General features: G+C 64.9%; 18 protein-coding genes and 1 pseudogene. 11 read left to right on the top strand and 8 right to left on the bottom strand.

Translation table 11 applies throughout. From position 1 onward, the window contains the following. Positions 1 to 326: 326 nt before the first annotated feature. Both KPL76_RS02785 and upp read right to left on the bottom strand, forming a co-directional pair. A complete protein-coding gene (locus KPL76_RS02785) occupies positions 327 to 1,070 on the bottom strand; it encodes a winged helix-turn-helix domain-containing protein (protein ID WP_371733930.1) in 744 nt (247 codons plus the stop codon). A 546-nt stretch (positions 1,071 to 1,616) separates the two neighbouring features. Continuing rightward, positions 1,617 to 2,249: a uracil phosphoribosyltransferase gene (upp, locus tag KPL76_RS02780; RefSeq protein WP_205106637.1), complete on the bottom strand. Its 633-nt coding sequence runs from the start codon at positions 2,247 to 2,249 to the stop codon at positions 1,617 to 1,619. 147 nt (positions 2,250 to 2,396) lie between these two features. Between upp and tadA the strand changes: the two genes are divergently transcribed. Further along, positions 2,397 to 2,825, top strand: a complete 429-nt coding sequence (gene tadA / locus KPL76_RS02775; RefSeq protein ID WP_216335963.1) for a tRNA adenosine(34) deaminase TadA — start codon at positions 2,397 to 2,399, stop codon at positions 2,823 to 2,825. 88 nt (positions 2,826 to 2,913) lie between these two features. On the opposite strand, the gene KPL76_RS02770 is transcribed toward tadA, so the two are convergent. Then, entirely contained in the window at positions 2,914 to 3,876 is a 963-nt protein-coding gene (locus KPL76_RS02770) for a cation diffusion facilitator family transporter (RefSeq protein WP_216334985.1), read from the bottom strand. 58 nt (positions 3,877 to 3,934) lie between these two features. On the opposite strand from KPL76_RS02770, the gene proC reads away from it, so the two are divergent. Next, positions 3,935 to 4,774, top strand: a complete 840-nt coding sequence (gene proC, locus KPL76_RS02765) for a pyrroline-5-carboxylate reductase (RefSeq protein WP_256438719.1) — start codon at positions 3,935 to 3,937, stop codon at positions 4,772 to 4,774. A 170-nt stretch (positions 4,775 to 4,944) separates the two neighbouring features. Here proC and KPL76_RS02760 read toward each other — a convergent pair whose 3' ends face one another. Further along, positions 4,945 to 5,625 carry a TrkA family potassium uptake protein gene (locus KPL76_RS02760; RefSeq protein WP_216334983.1) on the bottom strand — a complete coding sequence of 227 codons (681 nt, stop codon included), beginning with the start codon at positions 5,623 to 5,625 and terminating at the stop codon, positions 4,945 to 4,947. Then, positions 5,618 to 7,066, bottom strand: coding sequence for a TrkH family potassium uptake protein (locus tag KPL76_RS02755; RefSeq protein WP_216334981.1), 1,449 nt, complete (start codon positions 7,064 to 7,066; stop codon positions 5,618 to 5,620). Before KPL76_RS02755 ends, KPL76_RS02760 begins: the two co-directional genes overlap by 8 nt. A 115-nt stretch (positions 7,067 to 7,181) precedes the next feature. Between KPL76_RS02755 and KPL76_RS14915 the strand changes: the two genes are divergently transcribed. From KPL76_RS14915 to KPL76_RS02735, 4 genes are all read left to right on the top strand, one after another. Continuing rightward, positions 7,182 to 7,748, top strand: a complete 567-nt coding sequence (locus tag KPL76_RS14915; protein WP_216334979.1) for a helix-turn-helix transcriptional regulator — start codon at positions 7,182 to 7,184, stop codon at positions 7,746 to 7,748. Between the two features lie 224 nt (positions 7,749 to 7,972). Continuing rightward, positions 7,973 to 11,440, top strand: coding sequence for a S8 family peptidase (locus tag KPL76_RS02745; protein WP_253202130.1), 3,468 nt, complete (start codon positions 7,973 to 7,975; stop codon positions 11,438 to 11,440). A 188-nt stretch (positions 11,441 to 11,628) separates the two neighbouring features. After that, positions 11,629 to 11,862 (top strand): helix-turn-helix domain-containing protein, encoded by a 234-nt coding sequence (locus tag KPL76_RS02740; RefSeq protein WP_253202129.1) that lies wholly within the window; start codon positions 11,629 to 11,631, stop codon positions 11,860 to 11,862. Between the two features lie 87 nt (positions 11,863 to 11,949). Then, on the top strand, positions 11,950 to 12,048 hold the full coding sequence (locus KPL76_RS02735) for a 30S ribosomal protein bS22 (RefSeq protein WP_003792170.1): 99 nt from the start codon (positions 11,950 to 11,952) through the stop codon (positions 12,046 to 12,048). 76 nt (positions 12,049 to 12,124) lie between these two features. On the opposite strand, the gene KPL76_RS02730 is transcribed toward KPL76_RS02735, so the two are convergent. Then, the gene (locus tag KPL76_RS02730; RefSeq protein ID WP_216334977.1) at positions 12,125 to 12,865 is read right to left on the bottom strand and encodes an HAD family phosphatase; all 741 of its coding nucleotides are present in this window, start codon (positions 12,863 to 12,865) and stop codon (positions 12,125 to 12,127) included. A 42-nt stretch (positions 12,866 to 12,907) separates the two neighbouring features. Here KPL76_RS02730 and KPL76_RS02725 point away from each other — a divergent pair, with 42 nt between their 5' ends. The 3 genes and pseudogenes from KPL76_RS02725 to KPL76_RS02715 form a co-directional block, all read left to right on the top strand. Next, complete coding sequence (locus KPL76_RS02725; protein ID WP_216334976.1) at positions 12,908 to 13,177, top strand: glutaredoxin family protein; 270 nt, start codon at positions 12,908 to 12,910, stop codon at positions 13,175 to 13,177. Beyond that, entirely contained in the window at positions 13,174 to 13,473 is a 300-nt protein-coding gene (locus KPL76_RS02720) for a Dabb family protein (RefSeq protein WP_216334974.1), read from the top strand. Before KPL76_RS02725 ends, KPL76_RS02720 begins: the two co-directional genes overlap by 4 nt. 196 nt (positions 13,474 to 13,669) lie before the next feature. Beyond that, positions 13,670 to 14,395, top strand: a pseudogene (locus KPL76_RS02715) (UPF0758 domain-containing protein); the annotation flags it as partial. 18 nt (positions 14,396 to 14,413) lie between these two features. Here KPL76_RS02715 and aspS read toward each other — a convergent pair. Next, positions 14,414 to 15,742, bottom strand: coding sequence for an aspartate--tRNA(Asn) ligase (gene aspS, locus KPL76_RS02710; protein ID WP_216334971.1), 1,329 nt, complete (start codon positions 15,740 to 15,742; stop codon positions 14,414 to 14,416). A gap of 68 nt (positions 15,743 to 15,810) precedes the next feature. Next, positions 15,811 to 15,942 (bottom strand): hypothetical protein, encoded by a 132-nt coding sequence (locus tag KPL76_RS14850; protein WP_256438718.1) that lies wholly within the window; start codon positions 15,940 to 15,942, stop codon positions 15,811 to 15,813. 157 nt (positions 15,943 to 16,099) lie between these two features. Between KPL76_RS14850 and KPL76_RS02705 the strand changes: the two genes are divergently transcribed. Together KPL76_RS02705 and KPL76_RS02700 are read left to right on the top strand one after the other, a co-directional pair. Next, positions 16,100 to 16,744, top strand: coding sequence for a histidine phosphatase family protein (locus KPL76_RS02705; protein ID WP_216334969.1), 645 nt, complete (start codon positions 16,100 to 16,102; stop codon positions 16,742 to 16,744). A gap of 8 nt (positions 16,745 to 16,752) precedes the next feature. Then, complete coding sequence (locus tag KPL76_RS02700; RefSeq protein ID WP_216334967.1) at positions 16,753 to 17,382, top strand: TlpA disulfide reductase family protein; 630 nt, start codon at positions 16,753 to 16,755, stop codon at positions 17,380 to 17,382. The last annotated feature ends 33 nt before the right edge of the window (positions 17,383 to 17,415 follow it).

Here is a 17,415-nt window from a genome sequence, read left to right as displayed (position 1 = left end):
GGAGAAGCTTAGGTTGCGCGCACTTCTCCCGGCAGTCTGCCGCAGAGGCGGCGGCAAGCCAATTTAAATGGACAAGACCCGGTCGTAGAGGCTAACGACCGGGTCTTTCCCTTGCACCAAGAGTGTCCTGCAATCACATTCCGCGCTTCGCTGCCACAGCAAACAACTAACGCTCTTGAACTATATAACGGTTATGTAACGGCGAGCAAGTTATCAAAACGTTATTTTCCTAAGAATTCGCCCAGAGGGTCTGCGTCTGTTCGTTTCGCGCTTGGAACCTCTGATCCGTGCGGGAATATTTCCGCGGCGCACCAAACAAACAGCATTCAGAACAGGTCAGGGCTGGGGGTGCTCGTCTGGCGCACCGAGACGTCGGCGTGGCGGTCGAAGCGGTAGCCGACACCGCGAACCGTGCGCACGATGTCTTCATAGTCGCCGAGCTTCGAGCGCAGGCGGCGAACGTGCACGTCGATTGTGCGCTCGTTGGGGATGTCGTCGTCGCTGGCGCTCCAGAGCGCATTGATCAGTTCGGCGCGGTCGATGGTGCGACCTTCGCGCAGCACCAGGTACTGGAGAAGCTCGAACTCCTTGTAGGTGAGGTTTGCCGATTCGTTGTCGAGCAGCAGGCGCTTGCGCGAGAGGTCGATCACGACGCCGTCGCGGGCGCGATCTTCGGGTTCGGGCTCCTCGTGGCGGTGCTTGGCGAGTGCGGCCGGATCCTGGAGGGCGAGACGAACGACGTCGACGTCTCGGCCGCCTGAGCCGCGCGGCGCCAGCGCAACAGCGGCGTAGGTCTCTGAGCTGGGGGCGATCTGGGCGACGAGCGCCTTGATCTGGGCAACGATCTTGCCGAGCTCGGTGCCGTCTGCTTCGGCCTTCTCTTCGTCGATGCCGACGTACAAGACGAAGCCGCGGGCTTCGGTGCCCGACGGTACGGCACGGATGCGGGATGCCGCTGGGCTGCCCGGCTCAGCGGAGGTCGTCGGTGCCGAGGTGGGCAGCGGAGTGACGGTCTGGCGCTGCGTGAGGGGGGCCGGTGCGAGCGAGGTGGTGAGATGAGCGATTGACACGGGAGGTCCTTTGGGGGTGATGATGCTCGCAGTGCTCTGTTTCGCAACCGGGTGTGAGCCTGACTGGCTTCACGAGATCCGGTGCGGTGGAGAACTGCGCTTCTGTCGATGTGGCGTTGTTAGGGCGCCGGGGCGGCAGACCGGGGTGTGGGTCGGCCGGAGAGGAGTTCGATCATCTGCACCCGTGAAGGAGTGCGATTCGAGTCAAACTCGGCGGGCGGGAAGAGAGGGTGCGCTTGTTAGCGGCACGTCTCGTTAGCGACACATTCGACAGAGCATGGCGGCGCGGCCGGGCATCATCATGCCGGCATTCCCTGAGGCCTCGAAGGAGGTAGGGGTGCGAGAGTCGTCATACATAGAGGTAAGTAAAGCCGAATATCGGTGCGCATGTCAACTTATTTGCGCCAGCACGGCCCGTATCGGCCCCGATGGATGATTCTTGCGTGGTGAGCGGGGGTCACCGGACGAGTCAGTCGACGAAGTATCACTCGATCCAGCGTCGGATGACCCCGCCTCAGACGCCGCCAGTCTCAGTCGACTCCTGCCTCAGACGACCCCGTAGAGCCGGTCACCGGCATCGCCGAGCCCGGGCACGATGTAGCCGAGTTCGTTGAGCCGCTCATCCAGGGCACCGAGCACCAGTGTCACGTCGTGGCCCGCGGTGCGCTTCTCGAGCGCCGCGACGCCTTCGGGGGCAGCGAGCAGGCAGATGGCGGTCACGTCGACGGCACCTCTGGCGAAGAGAAAGTCGATGGCCGCCCCGAGGGAGCCGCCGGTGGCGAGCATCGGATCGAGCACGAAGCACTGTCGGTTCGAGAGATCGTCGGGCAGGCGTTCGGCATAGGTGCTCGGCTCGAGGGTCTCTTCGTTGCGCACCATGCCGAGAAACCCGACCTCGGCGGTCGGCACAAGCTTCACCATTCCCTCGAGCATGCCGAGCCCGGCCCGGAGAATGGGCACCACCAGCGGGCGTGGTTCGCTCAGCGCTACACCGGTCGTCACCGCGACGGGGGTAGTGATGGTCACCTCGTTCACGCGAACATTGCGCGTCGCCTCGTAGGCGAGCAGCGTGACCAGCTCCTCGGTAAGCGCACGAAAGGTCGCCGACGATGTCGACTGATCGCGCAGCACCGTCAGTTTGTGGGTGATGAGCGGGTGGTCGGCAACGTGAACTCGCATAGGGTAAATCTACCGCCAGACCACGCAGCCAGCGAGCATGCAGCCGCACGTCGGTCTGGGTAACGACGAGTGCCGATCATCCAAACGCAGAGGGAGGGGCCCGTGTCAGAAGCAGTCTTCCCCGCGTCCGGGCAGCACGACGAATGGATGCTCGAAGCCCTCGTTGAGGCACGGCTCGCGCTGCGCACCGGAGACGTGCCTGTCGGCGCGATCGTCGTGACGGAATCGGGCGAACGCCTGGCAGGTGGACGCAACGAACGGGAGCTTCACACCGACCCGACCGCGCACGCCGAGATCGTCGCCCTCCGGACGGCGGCCCGAGCAAGAGGCACCTGGCAGCTGCAGGGCACGACACTGATCGTCACGCTCGAACCGTGTGTGATGTGTGCAGGCGCGATTCTCGCGGCTCGGGTCGACACAGTCGTCTTCGGCGCGTGGGACGAGAAGGCGGGCGCCGCTGGGTCTGTCTACGACGTGCTGCGGGACCGCAGGCTGAACCACCGGGTCGAGGTCTTCGCCGGGGTGCGCGCTGACGAGTGCGGCCAGCTCCTCACCGATTTCTTCCGCGAATCGTGAGGGACCGTCGGCGTCGCTGAGATCCGGCCTGAGTGAACCAAGCGCATGTCACTGCGGCAGCGTGGCCCGAAGGGGTTGGGCGCTGCTTTCAGTCAGAGGCCTTGATGACGATGGCCTCGGTCGGCGTCGCCGGGTCGACGGGAGCGACATAGACATCGGGTTCGATGTAGATCACCCTGGCGATGGGCAGTGTCGCACGAATCCGCGCCTCAACCGAGTTGATCGTGGCAGCCACATCGTCGAGGCGCGCAGACGCAGGCAAGGCGATCTTGGCCGCCACCATGAGCTCGTCTGGCCCGAGGTAGAGAGTCTTCATGTGGATGACCCGCTCGACCTCGTCGCCAGCCTCGATGGCGGCCAGGATCTTCGCGATGTCGGCCGGCCCAGCGCCCTCGCCGACGAGCAGGCTCTTCGTCTCGATGCCGAGAACGATGGCAACCAGGATGAGCAGCACGCCGATACCGATGGTGCCGATGCCGTCGAACACACCGTTTCCCGTGATCACCGCGAGCACAATGCCGATGAACGCGAGCGCAAGCCCGATGAGCGCGGCGACATCTTCGAGCAGCACGACCGGGAGCTCCGGTGCCTTGGCGCGGCGGATGAACTGCACCCACGACTGGCCACCGCGCGTGTGGTTGCTCTCCTTCATCGCGGTTCGCAGCGAGAATCCCTCGAGGATCATCGCGGCCACCAGCACGGCGATCGGCAGCCATGGCGTCTCGATGGGGTGCGGGTGCCCGACCTTCTCGATGCCCTCGTAGAGCGAGAACACCCCACCGACCGAGAACAGGATGATCGAGACGACGAACGCGTAGACATACCGCTCGCGGCCGTACCCGAACGGATGCTCGACGTCGGCCTCCTTGCGGGCCTTGCGGCCACCCAGAAGAAGGAGCAGCTGGTTGCCGGAGTCGGCAAGCGAATGCACGCTCTCAGCGAGCATCGACGACGACCCCGAGAAGACGAAGGCCACGAACTTGATGACCGCGATTCCGAGGTTGGCGCCCAGTGCGGCGAAGATCGCTGTGTTGCCGCCAGATGTGCTCACGTATGAAGTCCCTTGTGATTTCGAGTATCGATGGTGCTCCCAATCCTAGGATGGTCGGGTGAACGAAATCAGGCTCCCCTCTATCGCACTTCTCGGCGCCGGTTCGATGGGCCGGGCCATTCTGAGCGGCGTGCTGGCACCCAACGTTCGCGTGGATGGTCCGATCCGCGTGACCAACCGTGCTACAGCGAGCGCGGACCTTCTCCCGCGATCGGAGAAGGTCACCTCTTTTGTGACGAGTGAAGACCCAGAAGCGAACTGCACGGCTGTGGCCGGTGCCGCCATCGTGCTCGTCGCGGTGAAGCCGCACATGGTCGCCGAGCTGCTCGACGAGATCAGCCCGGTACTCGAGCCCGGCACGATCGTGGTGAGCGTCGCGGCCGGTGTGACGACCGCAACAGCGGAGTCGCACACGCCGGAGGGGGTGGCGATCATCCGGTCGATGCCGAACACCCCGGCGATGGTGGGCCGCGCGGTCACCGGAATCAGTGCTGGCTCGCGATCGACCCCCGAACAGCTCGAGATCGTGCGCGCGCTGTTCTCCACGGTGGGGGAGGTGGTCGAGGTTCCGGAGTCACAACTCGATGCTCTCAGCACCATCTCGGGCTCGGGGCCCGCCTACGTTTTTCTGTTGATAGAGAAGCTGACGGCCGCTGCTGTGGAGAAGGGGTTCTCGCCCGAGCAGGCAGCCCAGCTCGTGAACGGCACCTTCATCGGGGCGGCCGAGCTCCTGCGCCAGTCCGACAAGACACCAGAGCAGCTTCGCATTCAGGTCACCAGCCCGAAGGGCACCACAGAGCGGGCGATCGGCGTGCTGCAGGATGCCCGGCTCGACACGATCTTCATCGAGGCGACTGACGCGGCGCTGGCGCGGGCGCGTGAACTCGCTGCCGGGTGACTGGCGGGCGCGCGCCATGCACGGCCGCACTTTTCCCGACGAAGCATAGCTTCGTCGGCGCTGGGCCCACGCCGCCGGTTCCCGACGATTCGCAGAATCGGCGGGCCGTGTCGGTGGGGAGCGTCGCGGCGAGCATCCACTGGATGCTCGCTTTTAGCTCCAGCGCGCGCTCATAGCTTCAGCGCGCGAGGCAGCCGCGCAAAGCCGTCGATGTCGGCGGCCGTACCCGACACCACGATCAGGTCGTCTTCGCCAACGATCGTGTCGGCTCCCGCGTACACGAACTTCTGGCCGGGGCTCCTGACGCCCACGACCGTGATCCCGTGCTTGCGGCGGAGGGCAAGAGTGGAGAGCGCTGCCCCGCGGGCCGCGAGGGGAGGGCGCAGCTTCGCCAGCGACAGTTCGTCGTCGAATTCGATGAAGTCGAGCACCTGCCCCGACACGAGATGGGCGATGCGGTCGCCCGACTCCGCTTCGGGGTAGATCACGTGGTGGGCGCCGATGCGCTGCAGAATGACGCCGTGCGAGTGCGACATCGCCTTCGCCCAGATCTGAGGCACGCCTAGTTCGTCGAGGTTGGAGGTGGCGAGAACGCTGGCCTCGAGCGACGCACCGATGGCGACGATCGCGATGGAGAAGCCCTGCGCGCCCACCTGCCTCAGGGCATCGATGTCGCCGGCGTCTGCCTGTACGGCGTGTGTCGCGACACCCGACCACTTCTGCACGAGGGCCGCGTCGGTGTCGATCACGAGCACTTCGCGCCCGAGGCGCTCGAGCTTGCTGGCCGCCGCCGCACCGAAACGGCCAAGGCCGACGATGAGAACGGGTGCGTCTGATGAGTTGCTAGCCAACGATCGGCCTCTCTTCTGGATAGGTGTAGAGCTGGCGGCGGTGCCGGGAGGCCAGCGCAGCCGCGAAGGTCACGGTGCCGATCCGCCCCATGAACATGGTCGCGGCCATCACGTAGATTCCCGCGTCGGGCAGGCTCGCGGTGAGGCCGGTCGACAGGCCGGAGGTGCCGAACGCCGAGATCACGTCGAAGAGAACCGCATCGAGCGTTGCGCCCGAGATCTGCAGGATGACGATTGTCGCCACCGCAACGGTCGTCGCCCCCCAGAGAACAACGCTGACAGCCAGGCGCAGGATGTCGACCGGAATCCTCCGGCCGAAGGCCTCGACCGAATCGTTGCCGCGTGCTTCAGCAAACGCGGCCAGAAAGAGTACCGCGATGGTGGTCACCTTGATTCCACCCGCCGTCGACGCCGAGCCGCCGCCGATGAACATGAGCATGTCGGTGATCAGCATGCTGGAGCCGTTCAGCTGGTCGATGGGGATCGTCGCGAAGCCGCCCGATCTCGTCATTGTCGACAGAAAGAGCGACTGGAAGGCCTTGTCACCCACGTTCAGAGGCCCGAACGTGCCGGGATTCGAGAATTCGAGCGCAAAGTACAGCGCCGCCCCGCCGCCCAGCAGAATCAGCGAGGTCACCACCGTGAGCCTGACGTGCAGCGACCAGCGCGCCTTGCCGGGGGTGCGGATCGCGCGGGTGACGGCGTAGATCACCGGGAACCCGATGCTGCCGAGAAAGACTCCGAGCATGAGTACGCCGAGAAACCAGTAGTCCTTCGCGAAGGGTGCCAGCCCCGCAGGGTTGGGCGAGAACCCCGTGTTGGTGAACGCCATGGCCGAGTAGTAGATGCTCTGCAGGGCCGCCTGGTCTGGCGCAATGCCACTGAGCAGCATCCGGGGGAACAGCAGCAGGGTGAGTCCGGCCTCGATGACGAGAGCACTGACAGCCACGGTGGCCAGCAGCCCACCCACCTCCCCGAGGCGTACGGCCTGGCTGCTGCCGCTGATGCCGGAGTGGGCATGCGACGGGTCGGCCTCACCGATCGCGAGCAGTCGCGAACGCAACCCGAGCCTTCGCGAGATGACGAGCCCGAGAATCGAAGCGAGCGTCAGCACGCCCACCGCACCGATCTGCACGCCGAGGTAGATGACCGTCAGGCCGAAACCCGACCAGTGGGTCGCCATGTCTACCGTCGACAGGCCGGTGACGCAGATCACCGAGACGGCGGTGAAGAGCGAGTCGGCGAGGCCGGTCGCTGTGCCTCTTGCGCTCGCGACCGGCAGCGAGAGCAGAAAGGTGAACACGGCGACCAGGGCGAGAAAGATGAGTACGGCAAACCGGGCGGGTGAACGACCGGAGAAGTCGTTGACCGCTTCGCGAAACCGCACGAGGGTGGATGATGCGCCATAGCGGGGGCGTCGTGTGGCCGTGCTGCCGGTCATCCATCACTCCTCTGGCCTCGCCGGTGTGGAGAAGGCTCGGTCGGCTGCTCTGTTGCCCAGCTTGTCAGTGGAGTCGCTCACCGCGCAACGCGGCCAGAGCAACTACCCTGTAGCCATGGCTGACATCTTCTCTGTAATCGCCGACCCTACGCGGCGCCAGATCCTGTCGCACCTGCTCGACCGTTACGTGGGCTCCGATGCTCCCGCCGCGACAGACAACCCCACGACGGCGCCGATGGGGGAGATCAGCGTGTCAGACCTGGTGTCGAAGCTCGTGCTGAGCCAGCCGACGGTCTCCAAGCACCTCAAGGTCTTACGTGATGCGGGCCTGGTGACCGTGCGAGAAGAGGGACAGCACCGCTTCTATGCGCTCGAATCGAGCCCGCTCGAAGAGGTCGAAGACTGGCTCATCCCGTTCCTGAGTGCAGACTTCGACGATGCTATGGATCAGGATTCCCTCGACATCGAAGCCGAGCTCGACGAGCTTGAGTCGCAGGCCGAACGCGAGCAGGCAGCAGAGCAAGTGTCAGACGGAACACCGCAGATGCTCAAGTCACAGTCATCCGCAGCACGCGCCGGCGAACGGCTGGGCTACACCGTGGCCGGGGCCGCCGAACGCGCGCGGGCACTCTTCGAAGAGGCGGCGCGCCGCATTCCGTCTATCTCCCGCAGCAGCGATTAGCAACCGCCTCCGGGTACGTTCGTTGCTTCGCGCGGATTTTCTTCGCGTGCAGGGCCGAGTCTGTGAAAAACTTCAGCGTCGCGCAATATTCATGCCTCTTTCACAGGTTTTACACATCTGAAATGTTTTATCCCTCAAACAGGGGGAGGTCGTCATTTAGGGTTGTCGAACGCGTGCGGGCCCTCTGCCGCGAGTGTTGGCTCTGACTGATTGAGGTTCTCTAGGTGAGTATTCCCCGGCGACGATTTACCCTGCCCCATGACGATGTTTTCGGTAGAACGGCGAGGCGGAGGCGGGGTCTCACCGTCGCAGCTGCGCTGGCGGCTGTGGTGCTCGGAGCCACCGGAGCGGCGACAAGCGCTGCGGCCTTTCCCGCCATCAGCGGTGTGAGCGCTGCCGCATCCCAGGGCACGACCCCGTCGATCGGCTTCACCCCGCTGCCGAGCGCGCCCACGCAGCCGGTGAGTGATTTCACAGATGGCCGCTACGTGGTCGCGATGACCAACCCCGCTGCGTCCACCTACACGGGCGGCCTGAACGGGTTCGGGCCGACGAAGCCCGACAAGGGTTCGCAGATGAACGCCAGGTCGGCGCCGGTAACCAGCTACACCGATTTTCTGGCGAGCCAGCAGAAAGACGTGGCCTCCTCAGTCGGGGCATCCGTCGACTACTCCTACACACTCGCGTTCAACGGCTTCTCGGCCAACCTGACCGCTGCGCAGGCATCTGCCCTGACTGCCAACAAGAACGTCGCCAGGGTGACCCGCGATGAGCTGAAGCACATCACCGCCGCTGAGCCCTCGACCACATTCCTCGGCCTCGACGGCCCGAGCGGGGTCTGGGCGAAGAACGGCGGAGTCGATGCGGCCGGAGACGGCATCGTCGTCGGCGACATCGACACCGGAATCGCACCGGAGAACCCCTCCTTCGCCGGGGACGCTCTCGGTACGACCCCGGGTGCGGCCCCGTATCTCGACTCCTCTGCGCCCGCCGGTGTCGGGCCGATCACTTTCGCGAAGGCCGACGGCAACACCTTCCACGGTGAGTGCGTCACGGGCGAGCAGTTCACCACCGCAGACTGCACCACCAAGATCGTAGGCGCACGCTACTACCTCGACGGCTTCGGTGCAGGCAACATCGGCACCGCGGCAACCGGCGAATACGTCTCCCCTCGTGATGGAGACGGTCACGGTTCACACACCGGCAGCACCGCGGTGGGCAACAACGCCGTCACGGCGACCGTTGGTGGCGACAGCTTCGGCCAGATCAGTGGTGTCGCACCCGCGGCGAAGATCTCGGTCTACAAGGTCTGCTGGTCAGGCCCCGACCCCGCCTCCAGTGACGACGATGGATGCACGAACGCCGACATGCTCGCTGCGATCGACCAGGCCGTGGCTGACGGTGTCGACGTGCTGAACTTCTCCATCGGAGGTTCTTCTGCGCTCACAACCGTCTCCGACACCGACGTCGCCTTCCTCGGCGCAGCGTCTGCGGGCATCTTCGTTGCGGCCTCGGCCGGCAACTCGGGCCCCTCGGCCTCGACGCTCGACAACGCCTCGCCCTGGTACACCACCGTGGCGGCGTCGACGATCCCCAGCTACGAAGCCACAGCAACGCTCGGCACCACCGAGAAGTTCGCCGGCGGCTCGATCACGGTTCAGCCGAACGGCTCCGGCCCGCTCACCGGGCCACTGGTTCGCGCCGACCTGGTGAAGCTGGCTTCGGCAACGGCGGCAGACGCGTTGCTCTGCGCACCCGGTTCACTGGACCCCGCGAAGGTCGCCGGGAAGATCGTCTTCTGCCAGCGTGGTGTCTACGACCGCACGGCGAAATCCGCCGAGGTGCTTCGCGCCGGCGGAACCGGCATGCTGCTGGTGAATAAGACCCCGAGCTCGATCGACCTCGACGAGCACTCTGTACCAACCGTTCACCTCGACTCGACGGCCTGGGACACCACCTACGCCTACTCGGCCCTTCCGGCCGCGACAGTCACTCTCAGCAAGGGCAACACTGCGGGCCCGTCCCCGGCTGTGCCTCAGCTCGCCGGATTCTCGTCACACGGCCCGGTACTGGGTGGAGGCAGTGACATCCTGAAGCCCGACATCACAGCCCCCGGCGTCGCCATCCTTGCGGCCGCAGCGAATGCCCAGGGCGGGGATCCGACCTGGGAGTTCCTCTCCGGCACCTCGATGGCTGCCCCGCACATCGCGGGTCTAGCGGCATTGTATCTGGGCGTGCATCCATTGGCCACGCCCGCTGAGATCAAGTCGGCCATGATGACGACGGCGGGCAACACCGTCGACAGCACGGGCGCAGACGTCACTGACGTCTTCGGCCAGGGTGCCGGCAACGTCGACCCGACGAAGTACTTCAACCCCGGGCTGCTGTACCTCAACACCAGCGACCAGTGGTGGCAGTACATCGCGGGAATGGGTTACGACGTCACGAGTGACCCGCCCATCGTGCCCATCGACCCGAGCGACCTCAACCTCGCATCGATCGCGATCGGCTCACTCACCGGGTCACAGACGGTCACCCGAACGGTGACGTCGACGCAGGCCGGTACGTTCACGGCATCGCCCGTCTCCATCCCGGGCATCACGACAGTGGTCTCGCCGACAAGCCTGTCGTTCGACGCCGCTGGTGAGTCCAAGAGCTACACCGTGTCGTTCACGCGAACGGATGCCCCGCTCAACGAGTTCGCCACCGGCTACCTCTCGTGGACGAGTGGCGACACGGTCGTCAGGAGCCCGCTTGCGGTGCAGCCCGTCGCCCTTCTTGCGCCGGCGGTCGTGACGGGAACGGGAACCACCGGTTCCGTCGACGTGCCGGTGACGCCCGGCGCCGACGGAGCGATTCCGCTGGTCGCCGAAGGCCTCGCGAAGGGTGACCTGCTGCTCTCGACCAACCAGGACCCGAGCCTTCCGCTCGGTGGCCACTCGGCCGTCCAGGGCCAGGGCACTCCTGCCCTGTTCGATGTGACGGTGCCGGCAGGTGTGAGTTATGCGCGCTTCGACCTGCATTCAGTCACGACAGCTGAACAGGGTGCCGACCTCGACCTGACGGTCGATCTCATCGACGATGCCAATGGCGGGGCCGTTCTCGACGAATGGGTCTCGGCAACCGGTGCGGCCAACGAACGGGTCAACATCGCTTCGCCTGCAGCTGGGCACTACCGACTGAGCGTCGATGTGTTCTCCCTGCCCACCGGGCAGTCGACAGCTGCGATGGACATGCGGTCGTTCCTCGTCTCGCCCGCGGGAGGCAGCGGTTCGTTCACGGTGCCGCCGGCTATCGACGGCACCCAGGGCACGCCGACCTCGTACACGGCATCGTGGAGAGGGCTCGACTACTCCTCTCCCTACCTCGGTTCTGTCGCCTACGGTGACACGGGGTTGACGACGATGTTCGAGGTCACGACCGAGGCTGCGCCGCCGACAACACCGACGCCGACCCCGACCGACACGGCTTCGCCGGTGCCCACTGTTCCGGGCACTCCGACGCCGACGTCATCGAACTCGGCATCGGCCGTGCCCGACCCGGGTTCGGGCGGGGGCTCGGGGCTTGCCTCGACCGGTCTGACGGTGTTGCTGCCGATCGGTCTCGCGGGCATCCTGTTGCTCGCAGGAATCAGTGCCCTGGTTGTTCGCCGCCGCCGCGCAGCTTCGGCTGATGGAGGCCTCGACGAGTAGCCCTCATGTGAATCGGAACATGGTCTGACCGTTGCACGAGCGGCGCTCTCCACGAACTGTGGGAGCGCCGCTCCTGCATGCCGTGGCCCCGGGCATCGACCGGCTTTACACTGAGTCACATCTGCCCCTAGAGTTACCAGTTACCACTCAGGTAACACCAACCTGATGCGCGCGAGAGGCAACGACCCATGGCACACGATCTGTCAGACGTGCGATTCCTGACCGTTGCAGAGGTTGCAGACATGATGCGGGTGTCGAAGATGACGGTCTATCGCCTGGTGCATTCGGGAGACCTTCCGGCAATCCGATTCGGCCGGTCGTTCCGGGTTCCCGAGACGGCCGTCGTCGCTGCCATCGGCACACCTGCGGTCGACTCGGCTGTCACCGACGGCCGGGCGGCGCCTTCGGCAGAGTCTGCCTAGCCGCTCGATGCGCTAGACTGCTCCGAGGTAATTTTTCCTTCTCGGCTGCACAGGAGTGTGGCCAAACCCAAATCTTGTGAGGTATCTGTGGGTTCAGTAATTAAGAAGCGTCGTAAGCGCATGGCGAAGAAGAAGCACCGCAAGCTGCTTCGTAAGACTCGTCACCAGCGTCGCAACAAGAAGTAGAACACGTCAGAGCGACGGTGCCTCCGGGTTCTCCGTCGAAGCTCTGCGTGCTCCCGCACTGGGAGTGCACCAGGCGTCAGGCTCTCGAAGCCTGGCGCTTTTTGTGTTGATCCGGCGCGAGAACTCGCCTGCGCGGTGCTGACGGGCGCAGAATGGGCCACCGCGCGAGGCGTGCGTGCTGGGTCAGGGCGCGGTCGGGGTGCACCAGCACCGGATGCCCGACAGCACTGAGCAGCGGCAGGTCGTTGTACGAATCGGAGTAGGCCCAGCACTCCCGGAGGTCGACGCTCGTTCCGCTGGCGATGATCGCCGCCGCTGCCGCCTTCTCTCCGGCGTGGAGCATCGGCCCGTCGAGGCGCCCTGTGAACGCTCCGTCGACGGTATCGAACCGCGTGCCCCGCGCTCCCGTGAATCCGAGTTCCTCTGCGAGCACCTGCGCCACGACGTCTGCGGTAGCGGAGAGCAGCCAGACCTGGTCGCCCCTGGCGAGGTGCAGGCGCGCCCTGGTGAGTACCTCCGGCCTGAGCCTCGCCCGGATGCGTCGATGGTAGACCTCCTGCCCCAGACGACGCAGCTCGTCTTCGGTGTGCCCGGTGAGCATCTGAAGCGTTCTGTTCTTCGCTGTCTCGGTGTGGCGCATGTTCTCGCCGACGGCCATGAACCTGGCTTGCTGCCAGACGAACGACGCCACGTCGCGGGCGGTGAGCAGTTTCAGGCGCCACGCCCCCAGGCCGACCAGATACACGGTGGCGCCCCGCACCAGCGTGTTGTCGATGTCGATGAACGCTATCGAAGGTGTGGCCGTCGACTCGGTCATGCCGCCCATGCTACCGGCAGGCCCCCGCAGTACAGTAGAGCCGTGGCGCATGCTGAAATCACCCTCATCGGAAAGCCGGGCTGTCACCTCTGCGACGACGCGCGCACGGTGATCGCAGAGGTCACGGAGTCGCTTCGAGCCAAGCCTGGATCACCGTCGACCACACTTTCCGAGGTTTCGATTCTCGACGACCAGGCGTTGTTCGATGAGCACGTCGAAGACATACCGGTCGTGCTCATCAACGGCCGGATCCACACCTTCTGGCGGGTCGACCCGGCCCGTCTCACCGCCGCACTTCTGGGAGTCCGATGATCAGGCACATAGTCACCTTCAGATTGTCTGCTGAGTCGGCTGAGAAGCGGGCGGAACAGGCGGCCTGGGCCGGTGAGCAGCTCACCTCGCTGGTGCCTCTCATTCCGCAGATCATCGCGCTCAGCATCGTGCACGACGTTCGCCTCGAGGCAGGCAATGCCGATTTCGCGTTGATCGCGGACTATGCAGACCAGGCTGCGCTCGACGCGTACCAGGTTCATCCCGATCACGTTCGGGTCTCCTCTTCGATCAAGCCACTCGTGGCGACGCGACTGGCCGTCGACTTCGAAGTCTGATTGCTCTCACGCCCTCGTTGTTCTCTGGGGCTGCATCATGCAGAGGGTCGTTCTCGGCCGCCGGGGATTCCACAGGGCGGCCGACCGGAAGGTTCTCCACAGATCGTGTCTGATGGCGGTCTGGCCATCAGGTGCCGCTCTATCGTGAGGCCATGAAGATCTCTCGTGACTCCTCTGGGCGGTTGAGCCCGAAGACAGGCCACGTGAAAAGCTGGCTCGCCTCGGTCCGGCAGGGCTCAGCGATGCAGAACTGGTAGCGCTGGTACTCGGCTCAGGCCTTCGAGGCGTGAACGTTCTCGACAGTGCCCGGCTGCTGCTCGAGCAGTCCGGGGGCGTGCAGGAGCTCATGGGATTGACCGTGCGTGAGCTCAGGCAGCTGATCGGCGTCGGGGCCGCGACAGCGGGCCGACTTGTCGCCGTCGCCGAACTCTGGCGCCGGGCGCACGATCCACCGCCTGGCCCGGTGGTGGCGACGGCATCAGACATCGCGCGCGCGATCCGAGCGCAGCGCGAAGCCGATGCCGAGTTCACGCTCCAATCAGCAGGCGATGTCACGGGACCAGTCGCTCCTACGCCAGGAGCGCCTGATCCGGTGCTCGACTCCCCAGCGATCGGCCCTTCTGTGTTCAGCTCACGGGCTGTCTACCTCGTGATCACCGACGCTGAACTCCGTCTGCGATGGGTCATCGCCATTGCGACGTGCGAAAGCGAGAGCATCGCGGTTCTCGCGTCGCGGGTTCTGCACGAAGTGCTCTTTCGCGGCGGCGCTGCATTCGCGCTTGCGTGGGTGGGTGACGACGATCAGCCAGATCAGAGCGAAGCGCACTCTCTGCGGGACGTGTTGAAGCTCGCGTCCGCGACCGTGGGCCTGACGTTCTTGTCGGCGCTCGTGCTCACCAGCACAGACTGGCACGCGCTCTGACAGAACTCGCGCGCCGGGCTACGGGGTCAGGCGAGTCGGTCCACGGAAGAGGTACGTGACCTCGCGCAGGTTCCCCTGGTGCAGCAGCAGCATCAGCACGCGTGCGAGACCCATGCCGAACCCTCCGTGCGGCGGCATTCCGTAGCGGAAGAAGTCGAAGTAGTACGCGAGCTCTTCGGGGTCGAGGCCCTTCTCGATCGCCTGCGCTTCGAGCACGTCGACACGGTGTTCTCGCTGGGCGCCGGTGGTGATCTCTGTTCCCCTGAAGATCAGGTCGTAGCTCTTCGTGATCGTCGGGTCTTCGTCTGAACGCATGTGGTAGAACGGGCGGATGCTCGTGGGGTAGTCGGTGAGGAACACGAACTCGTGCCCATAGGTCTCCTCGACGTATGCGGCGATCTGACGTTCACCTTCCGGGTCCATGTCATCGTCGTTGCGGTCGACGACATGCCCGCGTTCGGCGACGATCCGCTTCGCCTCAAGCAGCGGGATGCGAGGGAACGGAACAGTCGGAACGACGACATCGATGTCGAACAGGGCCTTGATCTGCTCGCCGTGCTTCTCCTTGACCGCGGCGATGCCGGCGGCGAGGAGTTCCTCCTGCATGTGCATGACGTCTTCGTGACTGTCGATCCAGCTGATCTCCGTGTCGACGCCGGTGAACTCGGTAGCGTGGCGTGAGGTGAACGACGGGTCGGCGCGAAAGACCGGGCCGATGTCGAAGACCTTGCCGAAGCCAGCGGCCTGCGCCATCTGCTTGAAGAACTGCGGGCTCTGGGCCAGGTAGGCGGTCGTGTCGAAGTAGTCGAGCTTGAAGAGCTCGGCATTCGACTCCGAGGGGCTGCCCATGAGCTTCGGAGTGTGGATCTCGATGTAGTCGTTGTCGATCCAGTAGGTACGGAACGCGTGCTCGAGCGTCGTCTGGATGCGGAAGATGAGCGCGTTGCGCGGCACCCTCAGATCGAGGAATCGCCAGTCCATGCGCTTGTCGATCCCGCTGTCTGCGGCAATCGGTGTCTCGGCGATGGCCGTCGAGGCCACGGTCAGGGTCTCGAGCTTCACCTCGATGCCGCCGAGCTTGACCCGCTCGTCGTGCTTGAGCTGACCGGTGACGGAGACGAACGAGCCCTGGGTGAGGGCTGAGATCGTGGTGGCCGGTTCATCGGCGATGACGACGCCCTGATCATCCGAATTTCTCGGGTTGACCAGCTGGACGGCGCCGCTCTCATCGCGGAGAACGACGAACTGCACCTTCTTCTGGTCGCGAACCGTCTCCACCCACCCCGAGACGCTGACGGGGCCATCGGCCAGGGCGGGGAGGTCTTTGATGAGTACGCGATCAGTCACGAGAGCCAATCTTATCGCGGGAGGTGCTGTGGCCGTCGCGAAGCGAGCTGCGCTGACGGCAGCTGTGCCTACGGGAGGCGGTTGAAGCGCACCTCGGAGGAGCGGTGGCCGTAGCCGTCAGTGACGGTTTCGATGATCGCGGCGACGATAGCGATGGCGGCGAGAATGCCGAGGAGTGTGAGGGTGATGATGATAGCCATGATGTGGATAGATCCTTTCGTGACTCCATTCCACTCCTGTTGACTGTTCAGCACAATCTAGTTCTTCTTCGCTTTTTGTGAAGCTGAGCTTCATCACTTATGACTCATTCAGGTGCTGAGCAGCTTGGCTTGTTCTACGCTCCGTAGACTGTGGGGCGTGGTAGCCAGCCAAATCCATCTCGTCCGTCACGGCGAGGTCTTCAATCCCGAGCACGTGCTCTATGGGCGACTGCCCGGCTTCGGGCTCTCAGACCTCGGCCGGCAGATCGCACAGTCGGCAGCCGACGAACTCGCGCAGCGGAGCCGACCGGTCTCGGCACTCTTCGCCTCGCCGTTGCAGCGCGCGCAGGAGTCCGCCGCACCCCTCTCTGTTGCCTTCGGTCTTGAGATCCAGACCGAACCGCGCATCATCGAACCCACAAACAAGTTCGAGGGCATGAGCCCGCAGATGCGGAACGCCACGCTGCGCCGGCCTCAGAACTGGTCGTGGGTCGCAAACCCGTTCAAGCCGAGCTGGGGCGAGCCCTACAAGAGCATCACGACCCGGATGATCGCCGCCCTTCACGACGCGTACGACTCCGTCGATTCGGGCGATGTCGTCATGGTGAGCCACCAGCTGCCGATCTGGGCGACCCACCTCGAGATCACCGGTCAACGGCTGTGGCACGACCCTCGCAAAAGACGGTGCAACCTGTCGAGCATCACGTCGTTCGAGCGCGTCGGCGGCATCTTTCTCGAAGTCGGCTACGAAGACCCAGCGGCCGACCTCCTGGCGCTGGCCACCGACGACGGGGCGGTGTGACACCGGGCATGCCTGATTACCTCTTCCCACGAACCTTTCGGGCTCGTACCTCGCGTCGGCTGCTTGCCTTAGGCGCTGCTCTGGCGCTGGCAGGTCTGCTCGCCGGCTGCTCGAGCGACCCACTTGCTGCTCAATACCGCAGCGGTGACTCCAAGCAGTACATCGCCGGCGACGGCACCGTGACCGAGATTGCCGCAGAGAACCGCGGCACCCCCGTCAGCTTCACGGCCACCACAGAATCCGGAACCACGGTCAGCTCCTCGCAGTATCTTGGCCAGGTTCTTGTTCTGAACTTCTGGTATGCAGGCTGTGCGCCCTGTCGGGCCGAAGCGCCCGCTCTGCAGACCCTCAGTGCGAAGTACGCCGACAAGGGAGCGAGCTTTCTCGGCGTGAACGTGCGCGACCAGGCCGACACTGCCCTCTCGTTCGAGAAGTCCTTCGGCATCACCTATCCGTCTGTCATCGACACCGATGGGGGTGTGCAGCTGGCCCTCGCAGGGCTCGTCGCGCCCAACGCCGTGCCGACGACGCTCGTGATCGACAAGCAAGGCCGGGTTGCCGCACGGATCCTGGGCCAGACCACTGAGCCGAGCATCCTCGACACCCTCATCAGCGGCGCTGTCGCTGAAGCGAGCTGAACGCCGTGGTGAATCCCTTCGCCGACGCTGTGC

The organism is Subtercola sp. PAMC28395 (assembly GCF_018889995.1).
GTDB lineage: Bacteria > Actinomycetota > Actinomycetes > Actinomycetales > Microbacteriaceae > Subtercola.
Note: the sequence above shows the minus strand (reverse complement) of the source record. Positions and strands in the feature narration are given on the sequence as shown.